We start from the raw sequence: 13,910 nt of genomic DNA on the forward strand, positions 1-13,910 counted from the left end.
CGTAAAAACTGTGAGGGCCGCTGAAATCAGCGGCCCTTTTCTTTTCGCGGTATTGGAAACTCGAAGGGAGCAGGTAGCGCACAGCGGACCACCTTCCAGACAAATCGTCTGCAAAAAGCACATCGCTACACAAGCCCTTACACACCGGCTGGTTATACTCCGCCGATCTGCGGGAGGACACCATGGGTAACAGGATGTTGAAGCGTATGCGTTGGGCTGCGGCCGCCTTGGTGGCGCTGGCCTTGGTTGCAGGATGCAGCAGGAACGAAACCGGGCAACTGCCAGGGGCCAGCGGTGAGGCGATCCAGACCAAGCAAGAAGAGGTCAAGGGCTTCGCCATGCTGCGCGCCTACCCGGACCAGAAGAGCGGCGATGGCCTCGCACTGGCGGTGGAGTTCTCGCGCCCGCTGGTCGGTACCCAGGATTTCGACAAGCTGCTGCGCTTTGAGGAGAAGGTCGGTAACGATGACAGCAGCTGGTCGCTGTCCGACGATGGCAAGACCCTGCGCTATCCCTATGTGGAGGCGGCCAAGGAGTACACGCTGATCATCTCGGCTGACCTGCTGGCGGCTGACGGCAACCGGCTCGGCACCGAGGTCAAGCAGAAGGTCTTCACCGGAGAGCTCGACCCTGCGGTCGGCTTTGCCTCGCAGGGCAGCGTACTGCCGGCCCGCGAGAGCCGCGGCCTGCCGGTGGTATCGGTGAACGTGCCGGAGGTGGACGTTGAGTTCCTGCGCGTGCGCGAAAAGGACCTGCCCACCTTCTTCAGCCAGTACCAGCGCGGCGGTCGTCGCGGCAGCTGGGAGCTGGACAGCGAGTACAGCGACAGGACGCCGCTGTCGAAGCTGGCCGAGCCGGTCTACGTCAACCGCTTCATCCTTGGCGGCAAGCAGAACGAACGGGTGCTGACCTATCTGCCGATCCAGGACGTGAAGGAACTGCAGCAGCCCGGCCTGTACTTCGCGGTGATGAAGCGCACCGGCAGTTTCGACAGCGAGTTCGATACCTCGTTCTTCACCGTCAGCGATATCGGCCTGCATACCCGCGCCTACAAGGACAAGCTGTTCGTCCATACCGCATCGCTGGCTGACGGCGCGCCGGCCAAGAAGGTCGAGCTGAAGGTCATCGATGGCAAGGGTGAGGTCATCCTCAAGGGCCAGACCGATGGCAACGGCAATGCCTTGCTGAACTACACGCTGGATGCCGCCCATGTGCTGGTCGCCAGCAGCGGCAGCGACACCACCATGCTGCCGTTCAACCAGCCGGCGCTGGACCTGAGCGAGTTCGCCGTGGCCGGGCGCCAGAACGCCAACTTCGATGTATTCGCCTGGTCCGGGCGTGATCTGTACCGCCCCGGCGAGACCGTGCGCATCTCGGCGCTGCTGCGTGACAACGACGGCAAGACCCTGGCCGGGCCGGCTACCGGCGGTCAGCCGGTGTTCCTGCGGCTCAAGCAGCCGGACGGCAAGACTTTCCGCGAAACCCGCCTGCAGCCGGGCGAGCAGGGCTATTTCGCATTCGAGCAGACCATTCCGGTGGAGGCGCCCACCGGGCGCTGGACCGTGGAGTTCCGTACCGATCCGGCCAGCAAGGAAGCCGTGCAGGGCATGACCCTGCGCATCGAGGAGTTTCTGCCCGAGCGCATGAAGCTGGACCTGGACAGCGCGCAGAAGACGCTGAAGCCGGGCGAGGCACTGAAGCTGCAGGCCGATGCGGCCTATCTTTATGGCGCGCCGGCCGACGGCAACCGCTTCACCGCGCGTCTGGCCGTGGCGGTGGAACAGCATCCGGTGGAGTCGATGCCAGGTTGGTTCTTCGGTGACCCGACGGTACAGCTGCCGCGCGAAGCCAATGACGTGATCGATACCACCTTGCCCAAGGACGGCAAGCTGCGCGAAGACGTCGCGCTGCCGGCTGAGGCAGGCAAGGCCACCACCGTGGCCGCGTTGCTGTCTGGCAGCGTCTATGAAACCGGTGGCCGCACCGTTACCCGCACCTTGAAGCGGGTGATGTGGCCGGCACCGGCGCTGGTTGCGGTGCGCCCCTTGTTCAACGACGCCGATGGCGCCGACGCCAATGCCAACGCCCGCTTCGAGCTGATGCGGGTGGACGCCGATGGCAAGCCGCAGCCGGCCAAGGGTTTGAAGATCACCCTGGTGCGCGAGCTGCGCGATTACCACTGGACCTATACCGACAACCGTTGGGATTACGACTTCACCCGTCGCTTCGAGAACAAGGAAACCCGCACCGTCGATGCTGGCGCGACCTCGGCCAAATTCGACTTCCCGGTGGAGTGGGGCGAATACCGCGTCGACGTGTTCGACCCGGCCACCGGCCTGACCATGCGCTATCCGTTCCGCGCCGGTTGGAGCTGGAACGACGACAACCGTGGCCTCGATGCGCGCCCGGACAAGGTCAAGCTGTCGCTGGACAAGACCGGCTACCGCGCCGGTGACACCGTCAAGGTCACGCTGACCCCGCCGCATGCCGGCCGTGGCGTGTTGATGGTGGAAAGCGACCGCATGCTGTACGTGCAGGACATTGACGCCAAGCCGGGCAGCACCTTTGAAATTCCGGTCAGCAAGGACTGGGAGCGGCACGATGTCTACATCACCGCGCTGGTGTTCCGTGGTGGCAGTGCGCCCAGCAAGGTCACCCCGGCGCGTGCCGTCGGCGTGGTGCATGTGCCGATGGACCGCCGTGACCGCCGCGTCGCGGTGGGCCTGATCGCGCCCAAACAGATGCGCCCGGAACAGCCGATGACGGTCACCGTCAGCGCGCCCGAGCTGGCCGGCAAGCCGGCGCACGTCACCGTCTCGGCGGTGGACGTGGGCATTCTCAACATCACCCGTTTCCCGGTACCCGATGCGCCAGGGCATTTCTTCGCGCAGCGTCGTCTCGGTGTGGATGCCTACGATATTTACGGCCGCGTCATCGAGAGCTTCGAGGGCAATAGCGGCAAGCTGAAGTTCGGTGGCGACATGGCATTGGCGGCCTTGCCGCAGGCCAAGCGGCCGACCGCACGCGTGCAGACCGTGGACCTGTTCTCCGGGCCGGTGGCGCTGGATGCCAAGGGTAATGCGCGGGTGCAGCTGCAGGTGCCGGATTTCAACGGCACCCTGCGCGTGTCGACCATGGTTTACTCCGCTGACCGCTACGGCAACCGCGATGTGGAAACGCTGGTGCGCGCGCCGATCCTGGCCGAAGCCAGCATGCCGCGGGTGATGGCGCCGGGTGACCGCAGCACCATTACCCTGGACGTGCAGAACTTCACCGGCAAGCCCGGCGAGTTCAACGTGCGTGTGGATGGTGAAGGTCCGCTTGGGATCGCCGAATCGACCCGGACGGTGCAACTGGCTGGTGACGCCAAGAGCACACTGAGCTTCCCGCTGACCGCGCAGGAAGGCTATAGCGTGGCCAAGGTGCGGGTGCGGGTGGACGGCAATGGCTTCAAGGTGGATCGCCGCTACGACCTGCCGGTACGTGCGGCATGGCCGTCGGTGCTGCGTTCGCAGACCCGCACCTTGGATCCGCTGGCGCCGATCAACCTGGACAGCGGCTTCGCCAATGGTTTGATGAGTGGCTCGGTCAATGCGCGCATGCTGGTCAGCGCCTTGCCGCCAATCCCGTTTGCCTCGGCCCTGCAGGGCGCCTTGAACTACCCCTACGGCTGCGCCGAGCAGACCACCAGCAAGGGCTATGCAGCGCTGATGCTGGATGAGGCGACCTCGGCCATGCTCGGTGCCGATGGTCTGGACGCCAAGGTGCGCCGCGAGCGTATGGAAGGCGCGTTCGGGCGCTTGGCCTCGATGCAGGTATCCAACGGCAACTTCTCGATGTGGGGCGATGACGACTACATCAATCCGGCACTGACGCCGTATGTCGCCGAGTTCCTGCTCGACGCCAAGGATGCAGGCTTTGCGGTCCCCGACAACGTGCTGCAGAAGGCCTTGAACCGGATCAGCGAAGACCTGCTCAGTGGTGGCAACCAGTTCTACGGCAGTGATAGCCGCGATGGGCTGAAGTTCGCCAACCAGGCCTATTCCGGCTATGTGCTGGCACGCGTCAACCGCGCGCCGTTGGGTACGCTACGCACGCTGTGGGACAACGAGCGCAGCAAGGCGGTGACCGGCCTGTCGCTGGTGCATCTGGGTGCGGCCTTGGCAATCCAGGGCGACAGCAAGCGTGGTCAGGCAGCGATTGCCGCAGGCTTCGCCAAGTCCACAGCGAGCCGTCCGGAGTACTTCGGCGATTACGGCACCCGCTTGCGTGACGAAGCCTTGATGATCGCATTGCTGCACGAGCGCGGCCTGTCCAAGCCGGAATACGACGCGCGCGTGATCGACCTCGGACGCACCCTGGATCTGCGCCGCGGCAATGGTCTGATGTGGCTGAGCACGCAGGAGCAGGTGGCGCTGGCGCGACTGGGCAAGGCCTTGATGGCCAACCAGAAGAAGCTGGTGTCCGGCGAGCTGGCGGTGGGGGACAAGGTCGAGAGCATCAGTGCACGCAAGGCATTTGGCCGCGTGTTCGATACGGCGCAGCTGGCGCAGGGCGTGCGCTTCTCGCCGCAGGGCGAAGCGCCGATGTTCGCCAGCCTCGACGTTGCCGGCATTCCGCGTCAGCCGCCGGCACCGGACAACAGCGTGATCGGCATCGAGCGCGCCTGGTTCGGCACCGACGGCAAGCCGTGGACGCCACGTCCGTTGAAGGAAGGCGAGGCCTTGATCGTGCGGCTCAGCGTCACCTCCAACTCGAACATGCCCGATGCCTTGCTGACCGACCTGCTGCCGGCCGGTCTGGAGATCGAGAACTTCAACCTCGGCGATGCCAAGCAGTGGGCCGACGTGGTGGTGGGCGAGGTCAGGGTCAGCGATCGTTCCAGCGCCGCCGACGTCAAGCACGAGGAGTTCCGTGACGACCGCTATGTGGCTGCGTTGAAGCTGTCGCGTGGCAGCACCGCACACGTGTTCTATCTGGTGCGTGCGGTCACTCCGGGTACCTACATGGTGCCACCGCCGCTGGCCGAGGATATGTACCGCCCCGACATGCGTGGCGTGGGCCGGTCCAGCCCGAGCACCATCACGGTGGTGCAGCCGTAACCGGCTCCTGCTCCCTCCCTTTGCCAACGGCAAGGGGAGGGCTGGGGAGGGCTAAGCTCTCCCACGGCCAAGCCATTCCGCCCCAGCGCCACAGGCAACGTTTGAAGAACCATCCCCAGTGAACACGCGCGCTCCCCGGCTGAAACACGTTGGCCAACGCCTGCGCGCCGTCCTTACGCTTCGCAACCTGCGCTGGGCGCTTGCCGCCCTGCTGACATTGCTGTTGGTGCTGGACCTTGCATTCCCGCTGCCACTACCGAAGTCACGCGATACCAGCGCCTTGGTGGTCGCGCGTGACGGCACGCCGCTGCGCGCCTTCGCCGATGCAGAAGGCGTGTGGCGTTACCCGGCCGATGCAAAGACGATTTCGCCCCTGTACCTGCAGGCCCTGCTGACCTACGAGGACCGCTGGTTCTGGCGGCACCCGGGCATCAATCCGTGGGCGCTGGCACGCGCTGGCAAGCAGATGCTGCTGGAGCGGCGCATTGTCTCCGGTGGTTCGACCCTGACCATGCAGGTTGCGCGCATCCTCGACCCGCATACGCGCACGCCGTGGGGCAAGCTCAAACAGCTGCTGCGCGCGCTGCAGCTGGAAGTGCATCTGAGCAAGGCGCAGATCCTTGATCTGTATCTGGAGCGCGCGCCCTACGGTGGCACCATTGAAGGTGTGGAAGCGGCCAGCTGGGCCTATCTGGGCAAGTCGGCCACGCGGCTGTCGCAGGCTGAGGCCGCCTTGTTGGCGGTGTTGCCGCAGTCACCCAGCCGGCTGCGCCCTGATCGACATCCCGAGGCCGCACAGCGCGCCCGCGACAAGGTGCTGACGCGCATGGCCGAACTCAAGGTGTGGTCGGCTGACGATGTGGCCGACGCGCGCATCGAGCCGGTAGTTGCACGCTCCCTGCAGCAGCCCCTGCATGCCGCCTTGCTCGCGCAACGCATGCGTAGCACCTATCCGCGTGTGCCGCAGATCGAAACCACCATCGACAGCGGCTTGCAGCGCACACTGGAAGAGCGCGTTTCCTCGTATTTCTCACAACTGCCGGAGCGCACCTCGGCGGCCTTGCTGGTGATGGATAACAGCACGCTGGAAGCGCGTGCCTATGTTGGTTCGGTCACCTTCGCTGACAAGGCGCGTCTCGGCCATGTGGACATGGTGCAGGCGTGGCGCTCGCCCGGTTCAACGCTCAAGCCGTTCCTGTATGGCATGGCGCTGGACGATGGCCTGATCCATTCGGAGAGCCTGATCGTCGATGCGCCGCAGAGCTTTGGCGGCTACCGTCCCGGCAATTTCGATGCGGCATTCAACGGCCCGGTTGGCGCGGCAACGGCGTTGCGGCTGTCCTTGAATGTGCCCTCGGTGGATCTGCTGGACCGCGTTGGGCCATCGCGATTTGCGGCAAGGCTGGGCAATGCCGGCATCAATCTGCGTTTCCCGCGCGGCACCCAGCCCAGCCTTGCGCTGATACTTGGTGGCACCGGTGCACGTCTGGAAGACCTGGTCGGCGCGTTCTCCGCGCTCAACCGTGAGGGCATCGCCGGTCGCGTGCGTTACACGCCGAAAGACCCGCGCATCGAGCGACGACTGATTTCACCCGGTGCGGCATGGATCGTGCGCGATGTGCTCGAATCCAATCCACGTCCTGGCTATGGCGTGGGCACCTTCGATACCGGCAACCGCCCGCGCGTTGCATGGAAGACCGGCACCAGCTACGGCTACCGCGACGCCTGGGCAATAGGCAGCACCCGCTCCTATACCGTCGGTGTCTGGGTTGGGCGTCCGGATGGGACGCCGCTGCCGGGCCAGTACGGCGCAGTGACTGCCTTGCCGCTGATGTTCGAGGTCATCGACAGCCTGCCGCGACAGGCCGGTGACAACGCGGTACGCGCACGCCCGGACAGCGTCAGCGAAGTCGAGATCTGTTGGCCATTGGGGGGTGCCGCCGAGCAGACGCCACCGGCGATGTGCCAGCGCCGATTCCCTGCATGGGTACTGGATGGGGTTGTGCCGCCAAGTTTCCCTGAGCGCGAAGCGCGGCTGTGGCAATCCGGGCGCATGCGCTTCCAGATAGATGCAAAAACCGGCCAGCGCTTGTCGCCCGGTTGCGAAGGGCATCCGCAGGTTGAAGATCGTGAGATAGCACGTTGGCCAGCACTGGCCTCGCCGTGGCTGACGGTAGCGCAGCGGCAGGCGCAGAGCCTGCCGCCATTGGCTGCAGATTGCGCCGACGATGGCAGGCAATCGGATGGCGTGCTGCACATCGAAGGCTTGAATGATCTGGCCACGCTCGCGCGACCGCCCGGCGCACAGCACGGTCCACGCCTGCAACTGCGCGCGCTTGGCAGTGAAGCGACGATTGAATGGTTGCTGGATGGCCGTTGGATTGCACAGACCCAAGGCACCCGCACCTTTACCCGTGATTTCAACGATGCAGGCGAGCACACCCTGACCGCGTTGGCATCCGATGGCACATGGACACGCGTCCGCTTCCGCGTAGTGAACTGAACAGCGCAATGTAGTGCCGAGCCATGCTCGGCAGAGGCTTTTCCGGCGATGCTTGTAGGAGCGGCGTTAGCGCAGGTTATTCCGGCAAGTTGGCCAACACATACTCCGCCCCGGACACCTCGAACTGCCCCGGCTGTTCGATATACGCAGCGCGCACCACACCGTTTTCCACGTACAGCGCAAAACGGCGCGAGCGAATGCCCATGCCCGAAGCGCTGGCATCCATTTCCAAGCCCAATGCACGGGTGAAGTCGCCATTGCCGTCGGACAACATCTGCAAGCCATCCGGCACCGACTGGCTCTTGGCCCAGGCCTGCATCACGAACGGGTCATTGACCGCCATGCAGAACACCTCGATGCCGCGGTTGCGGAAGTCTTCGAAATGCTCGACGTAACCGGGCAGGTGGCGGGCCGAGCAGGTCGGGGTGAACGCCCCAGGCACTGCAAACAGCACGGCCTTGCGGCCATCGAACAATGCATGGGTGTCGATCGTTTCCAGACCTTCGCGCAGGCGCTTGAGGGTTACTTCCGGAATACGGTCGCCGACGTTGATGGGCATTGGGGGGCTCCTAGGCTGAATTTAAGTTTAAAGCGGCAGTGCAGGCACCGCGTCTACAGCTTGAAAAGGCGGTATTCACACAATACGTCCTTGGCATGGGAAAGGCAGTGCCATTCCGGCGTGCCAGTCCCCACATCTTGCAGGAGGACATCATGAGCATCGTACGTTACCGCCAGTGGCCGACCCAGTCCGAGATTCATCAGTTGTTGTCGCCGCTGCTTGAAACCGTCACCAACAGCACCGCATCAGCCTGGGTGCCGGCGGTCGATATCCGCGAGGAAGCCAAGCGTTTCGTCGTTTCGGCCGACCTGCCGGGCGTTGACCCCGCAAGCATCGAAGTGCAGATGGAAAAGGGTGTGTTGACCATCAGCGGTCAGCGCAGCGCGCCGGAACTGGCCGAAGGCCAGCGACTGACCCGCAGCGAACGCGGCCAGGGTGCCTTCAATCGCCGTTTCGTGCTGCCCGACAGCGCCGACGCTGAGGGTATCGTTGCCCACAGCCACAATGGCGTGCTGGAAGTGCGCATTCCCAAGCGTAGTGAGGCGGCACCGCGCCGCATCAAGGTGGTGCAGGGCCAGCCCAGCGCCTGACGGCGTGAGCGAACTTCCACCTGCGCAGGCACCGTGGCCCGGTAGAATGGGGCCACGGTGCCTGCCGATTGCACGATGGCCCGTTGCCGCAAGGTGTCGGGCCAGCTTTTTTTCAGAGGTGTGAGGATGGAATTCAAGGATTACTACGCCACGCTTGGGGTTGAACCCAGCGCCGGTGATGCCGAAATCAAGACGGCCTACCGTCGGCTGGCGCGCAAGTACCACCCGGACGTAAGCAAGGAAGCCGGCGCCGAGGACAAGTTCAAGGCGATCAACGAGGCCTATGAGGCGCTGCGCGATCCGGCCAAGCGCAAGGCCTATGACCAGCTGCGCGCGCAGGGCTATCGCCCCGGCGAGGAATTCAATGCCCCGCCGGGCTTTGGCGGCGGCCAGGGTTTCGATTTCGAGGAAGTGTTCGGCGGCGGCAATGCCAACGGCGGTTTCAGCGATTTCTTCGAAAGCCTGTTTGCCCGTCAGCGCGGCGGCGCGGGTGCGGGCGGACGTCGTCCGGGCGCGGGTTTCGGTGGTGCTGGCCCGCAGCCGATGCGCGACACCCGCGCCAAGCTGTCGGTGCCGCTGGAGGCTGCCTACAACGGTGACAGCCTGCGCATCACCGTGGACGGTCGCCAGCTCGATGTGCGTGTGCCCAAGGGCATCCGTCCGGGCCAGGTGATCCGCCTGAGCGGGCAGGGCAGCGGTGGTGGCAACTTGCTGCTGGAAGTCGAATACGCCTCGCACCCGCAGTTCGAGGTCGACGGCCGCAATATTCTGTACACCTTGCAGGTGACTCCGTGGCAGGCCGCGCTTGGCACCAGCATCAGCGTGCCGACGCTTGGTGGCGCGGTGGAGTTGAAGGTGCCGGCAGATTCGGACAGTGGGCGCAAGCTGCGTTTGCGTGGCCGTGGCTTGCCGGGCAGCCCGGATGGGGACCAGATCGTTGAGCTGGAAGTTGTGGCGCCGGTGGCGGGCAACGAGGCCCAGCGCAAGGCGTACAAGGATCTGGCCAAGGCGTTTGGCGAGGACTGAGTTCGGCTTGGTTTTTGGTGTTGAAGAGAAGCGGGCTTTGCCCGCTTTTCTTTTTTCCGTTGGTTTATATCTTTAGCTAGAAGCTTGCCCTCACCCCAACCCCTCTCCCGCACGCGGGAGAGGGGCTCGGATCACGTCAGCTGCTAGTGCACTAGCCCCTCTCCCGCGTGCGGGAGAGGGGTTGGGGTGAGGGGAGGCTTCTAGCTAAAAACCCAAAGCAAACCCCAACCACCAAAAAGCAAGAAAGGCGGGCAAAGCCCGCCTTTCCAAAAAGCTTTCCCCAAGAAAGCAGCTTTACCCAACCGGCGGCGCCTCGGCACTGAACACCTGCGCGATCACCGCGGACAGATCGTCTTCGGTAAACGGCTTGGTGATGTAAGCCTTCGCCCCTTGGCGCATGCCCCACAAGCGATCAGTGTCCTGATCCTTGGTGGTCACCAGGATCACCGGGATGTGCTGTGTGGTCGCCTCGCGGCGCAGCGTACGGGTGGCCTGGAAACCATTGAGGTTCGGCATCACCACGTCCATCAACACCAGGTCCGGCAGCACCTGCTTGGCAACCTCCACCCCAGAGGCGCCATCAGTTGCGGTGAAAATCTCATGCCCCAGCTTTTCCACAATGCGCTGGATGCCCATCAACTGCGATGGTGAATCGTCGACGATCAGGATACGCGCCATGTTTTTCCCCAAGTAGTGGCGGCAGTGTAGTGCTGGCGCGTCGCCGGCGTGAAGGGACGCGCCTCACGCCAGGGCGACCTGTGGCCGATATCAGTCGATTCTTACGACGGTGCGACCGAAGGATTTGCCATCCAGCATGGTGGCGAACACCTCGGGCAAGCCATCCAGGCCCACTTCGCGGGTACAGATGCGGTCCAGGTGGCGCGGCTTCCAGTCGCTGCCCAGTCGCTGCCAGACCTGCTCGCGGATGTCGCGGGCGGTACCGGCCGAGGCCACGCCCAGCAGGGAAACGCCGCGGATGATGAAGGGCATCACCGTCATGTCCAGCTCGCCGGAGGCGGCCAGACCGGCCGAAGCCACGTTGCCGTAGGGGCTGGTCTGCGCCAGCAGGCTGGTCAGCATGCTGCCACCGACATTGTCCAGACCGCCGCCGAAGCGCGCCGATTCCATTGGCCGGGTGGTGGCCAGTGCATCGCGGCCGAGGATCTGGCTGGCACCGATGGCGGTCAGGTAGTCGGCAGCCTCGGCCTTGCCGCTGATTGCATGCACCTCGTAGCCAGCCTGGCTGAAGATGTCCACCGCCAGCGAGCCGACCCCGCCAGTGGCGCCGGTCACGGCCAGCGGGCCATGGGCCGGCGTCTGCCGGTTGTCGGTCATGCGCAGTAGTGCCAGCGCGGCGGTGAAGCCGGCCGTGCCCAGCACCATGGCCTCGCGCAGGCTGAGCTGGGCCGGCAGCGGAATCACCCACTTGGATTCCAGGCGTACGTACTGGCTGTAACCGCCATCACGGGTCTCGCTCAGGCCGCAGCCGGTGGTCAGTACCTGGTCGCCTTCACGGAAGGCTGGGTCGCTGGAGGCGACAACCTCGCCGGCCACGTCGATACCACCGACCAGCGGGAAGCGGCGCAGGATCTTGCCCTTGCCGGTGCCGGCCAGCGCGTCCTTGTAGTTGGCCGAGGACCAGCGGGCGCGGATCACCACCTCGCCCGGGCTCAGCTGGTCCAGACCCACTTGTTCAGGGCCGCTGCGGTAACCGGCGTCGTCGTTATGGATGCGGAAGGCGGTAAACGGGGCGGTAGCGGACATCGGTAGGCCTGCGTCGGAACGGGGGAGTGCAACCATAACTGTTGTGAAATGGCCGGTCTGCCCTTATTCCTATCCAAGCTGGGTGCCGGCAGCGGTCTGCAGGTACACCGCGGGACCAGTTTCGGCTCGGGCCCGCACCGCTGGATCAGCTACTTGGCTAACTGATCGGCGGGCAAATCTTTCCGTTCAGGTAGCCCCGAACCTGTTCAGAGTCTGCCTTGTTAGAATCGGGATTCGATAGATGGTCAGGTCCTCGGCGGGAGCCCCCGCAGCCTGGCCCATACAGATGGAGCATGCATGGCCTGGAATACACCCGGCGGCAACAGCGGTGGTGGTGCGGACAACAACCGCGCGCCGCGTACGCCACGTGGCGGCAACGGCGGAGGTTGGGGTGGTGGACTGCCCGGACCGCTGCGCGACCTGTTTGATGGTGGTATCTGGCGCTGGGTGCTGGTCGCAGTGGGTCTGCTGTTGTTGTTCTCCAGCTTCCAGCTGATCGGTGAACAGCAGCGCGGCGTGGTCCTGCGCTTCGGCGAGTACTCGCGCATCCTGCAGCCGGGCCCCAACTTCAAGCTGCCGTGGCCGCTGGAATCGGTGGTCAAGGTCAACGCGACCCAGATCAAGACCTTCAGCAGCAACGTGCCGGTGCTGACCCGTGACGAGAACATCGTCAACGTGTCGGTCAACGTGCAGTACCGCGTTGACGACCCGCGCGAGTATCTGTTCGGTACGGTTGATGCCGACCAGATGCTGGAGCAGTCGGCGCAGAGCGCCGTGCGTGAGCAGGTCGGCCGCGCCGATCTGAACACCGTGCTGAACAACCGTGGTCCGCTGGCCGTGGTTGCCGAGCAGCGTCTGCAGGCTTCGCTCAAGGCCTATAAGACCGGCCTCAGCGTGACCGGCCTGACCCTGCCTGACGCGCGTCCGCCGGAAGAAGTGAAGCCGGCCTTCGACGAGGTCAACGGTGCCCAGCAGGTCAAGGAACGCTTGATCAACGAAGCCCAGGCTTACGCCGCCAAAGTGGTGCCGGAAGCGCGCGGCCAGGCCTCGCGTGCCCGTACCACCGCCGAAGGTTACAAGCAGGCCATCGTCGCCCGCGCCGAAGGTGACGCACGCCGTTTCACCCTGTTGCAAGGTGAGTACAAGAACGCGCCGGAAGTCACCCGCAAGCGCCTGTGGCTGGAGACCGTGCAGCAGGTGCTGTCCGAGAACCGCAAGGTCATCGGTGGCGATGGTCGCCAGCTGATCTACGTGCCGATGCCGGCCGATGCCGGCAAGACCTCGGCCGCGCCGCAGCTGACCCCGGAGATGGTGGCACCGGCATTGCCGGCGGCAACCGACAGCATTCGCAACGCGGACCGTTCGGTCTCGCGCTCGGCATCGCGCGAGGAGGCCGGCCGATGAAAAATTCAGTCGTTATCGGCGTAGTCGTCGCAGTGTTGCTGGGCCTGCTGGGCTCGGTCTATGTGGTGCGTGAAGACCAGACCGCGATGGTGCTCAACCTGGGCAAGGTGGTGCGTGCCGACATCAAGCCGGGCCTGCACTTCAAGGTGCCGCTGGTTGAGACCGTGCGCGTGTTCGACCGTCGCTTCCAGGTGTTGGATACCGCTCCGGCGCGTTACTTCACCGCCGAGCAGAAGGACGTCAGCGTCGACTTCTTTGCCATTGGCAAGATCTCCGACGTGCGCGCCTATTACCGTGCCACCGGCGGCGACAGCAAGATCGTCAACGCCCGCCTTGCGCCGATCATCACCGACTCACTGCGTAACCAGATCAACTCGCGCACCTTGCAGGCCTTGGTGTCCGGTGACCGTGGTGAGTTGATTGCTGGCCAGCTGAAGTCGATCAACGAGGCGATTGCCGCCTTGGGCATGGAGATCATCGACCTGCGCATCAAGCAGATCGACCTGCCGACCGACAGCCAGGTGATCGCCGACGTCTACGAGCGTATGCGCGCCCAGCGTAAGCAGGAGGCCGCCAAGTTGCGCGCCGAGGGTGAAGAGCAGTCGCTGACCATCCGCGCCCAGGCCGACCGCGAAAGCACCGTGATCGTGGCCGAAGCCGAGCGTGATGCGCAGCAGCTGCGCGGTGAAGGCGATGCTTCCGCCGCCTCGATCTACGGCAAGGCCGGCTCGGCCGACCCGTCGTTCTACGCCTTCTACCGCAGCCTTGAGGCGTACCGAGCCTCGATGACCGACGGCAACGGCGTGATCGTGCTCGACAAGAACGACCCGTTCCTGCAGTACATGAAGAGCGATCGCTGATCGCCTGACCTTTAGCCCCTCTCCCACCGGGAGAGGGGTTCTGTAGTGCCGAGCCATGCTCGGCAGGGGCTTTCCAGGCATTACTTGGTGGCGGCGTAAGCC

The 13,910-nt window shown here is 64.6% G+C and carries 9 protein-coding genes; 6 read left to right on the top strand and 3 right to left on the bottom strand.

Annotation, left to right across the window (positions count from 1 at the left end):
• Positions 1-182: 182 nt before the first annotated feature.
• Positions 183-5,102 carry an alpha-2-macroglobulin family protein gene (locus ACVOMB_RS05635; RefSeq protein WP_481530278.1) on the top strand — a complete coding sequence of 1,640 codons (4,920 nt, stop codon included), beginning with the start codon at positions 183-185 and terminating at the stop codon, positions 5,100-5,102.
• 160 nt (positions 5,103-5,262) lie between these two features.
• The gene (pbpC, locus tag ACVOMB_RS05640) at positions 5,263-7,605 is read left to right on the top strand and encodes a penicillin-binding protein 1C (protein WP_481530290.1); all 2,343 of its coding nucleotides are present in this window, start codon (positions 5,263-5,265) and stop codon (positions 7,603-7,605) included.
• A 76-nt stretch (positions 7,606-7,681) separates the two neighbouring features.
• On the opposite strand, the gene ACVOMB_RS05645 is transcribed toward pbpC, so the two are convergent.
• Positions 7,682-8,164, bottom strand: coding sequence for a redoxin family protein (locus ACVOMB_RS05645; RefSeq protein ID WP_481530279.1), 483 nt, complete (start codon positions 8,162-8,164; stop codon positions 7,682-7,684).
• Between the two features lie 152 nt (positions 8,165-8,316).
• Between ACVOMB_RS05645 and ACVOMB_RS05650 the strand changes: the two genes are divergently transcribed.
• A complete protein-coding gene (locus ACVOMB_RS05650; RefSeq protein ID WP_481530280.1) occupies positions 8,317-8,754 on the top strand; it encodes an Hsp20/alpha crystallin family protein in 438 nt (145 codons plus the stop codon).
• A 126-nt stretch (positions 8,755-8,880) separates the two neighbouring features.
• Positions 8,881-9,780 carry a DnaJ C-terminal domain-containing protein gene (locus tag ACVOMB_RS05655; protein ID WP_481530281.1) on the top strand — a complete coding sequence of 300 codons (900 nt, stop codon included), beginning with the start codon at positions 8,881-8,883 and terminating at the stop codon, positions 9,778-9,780.
• A 294-nt stretch (positions 9,781-10,074) separates the two neighbouring features.
• Here ACVOMB_RS05655 and pilH read toward each other — a convergent pair whose 3' ends face one another.
• Both pilH and ACVOMB_RS05665 read right to left on the bottom strand, forming a co-directional pair.
• Positions 10,075-10,458 carry a twitching motility response regulator PilH gene (pilH, locus tag ACVOMB_RS05660; RefSeq protein ID WP_481511073.1) on the bottom strand — a complete coding sequence of 128 codons (384 nt, stop codon included), beginning with the start codon at positions 10,456-10,458 and terminating at the stop codon, positions 10,075-10,077.
• Between the two features lie 90 nt (positions 10,459-10,548).
• The gene (locus tag ACVOMB_RS05665) at positions 10,549-11,544 is read right to left on the bottom strand and encodes an oxidoreductase (protein ID WP_481530282.1); all 996 of its coding nucleotides are present in this window, start codon (positions 11,542-11,544) and stop codon (positions 10,549-10,551) included.
• A 297-nt stretch (positions 11,545-11,841) separates the two neighbouring features.
• Between ACVOMB_RS05665 and hflK the strand changes: the two genes are divergently transcribed.
• Together hflK and hflC are read left to right on the top strand one after the other, a co-directional pair.
• Positions 11,842-12,948, top strand: coding sequence for an FtsH protease activity modulator HflK (gene hflK / locus ACVOMB_RS05670; RefSeq protein ID WP_481530283.1), 1,107 nt, complete (start codon positions 11,842-11,844; stop codon positions 12,946-12,948).
• Positions 12,945-13,808, top strand: coding sequence for a protease modulator HflC (gene hflC / locus ACVOMB_RS05675; RefSeq protein WP_481530284.1), 864 nt, complete (start codon positions 12,945-12,947; stop codon positions 13,806-13,808). The genes hflK and hflC overlap by 4 nt, the downstream gene beginning before the upstream one ends.
• Positions 13,809-13,910: the final 102 nt, after the last annotated feature.

The sequence above is a fragment of the Stenotrophomonas sp. STEN018 genome (assembly GCF_056760235.1).

Coding starts and splice junctions, on each gene's coding strand:
- ACVOMB_RS05665 (WP_481530282.1), bottom strand. CDS start 11,544: ATGTCCGCTACCGCCCCGTTTACCGCCTTCCGCATCCATAACGACGAC.
- ACVOMB_RS05655 (WP_481530281.1), top strand. CDS start 8,881: ATGGAATTCAAGGATTACTACGCCACGCTTGGGGTTGAACCCAGCGCC.
- ACVOMB_RS05635 (WP_481530278.1), top strand. CDS start 183: ATGGGTAACAGGATGTTGAAGCGTATGCGTTGGGCTGCGGCCGCCTTG.
- ACVOMB_RS05645 (WP_481530279.1), bottom strand. CDS start 8,164: ATGCCCATCAACGTCGGCGACCGTATTCCGGAAGTAACCCTCAAGCGC.
- pilH (WP_481511073.1), bottom strand. CDS start 10,458: ATGGCGCGTATCCTGATCGTCGACGATTCACCATCGCAGTTGATGGGC.
- hflK (WP_481530283.1), top strand. CDS start 11,842: ATGGCCTGGAATACACCCGGCGGCAACAGCGGTGGTGGTGCGGACAAC.
- hflC (WP_481530284.1), top strand. CDS start 12,945: ATGAAAAATTCAGTCGTTATCGGCGTAGTCGTCGCAGTGTTGCTGGGC.
- ACVOMB_RS05650 (WP_481530280.1), top strand. CDS start 8,317: ATGAGCATCGTACGTTACCGCCAGTGGCCGACCCAGTCCGAGATTCAT.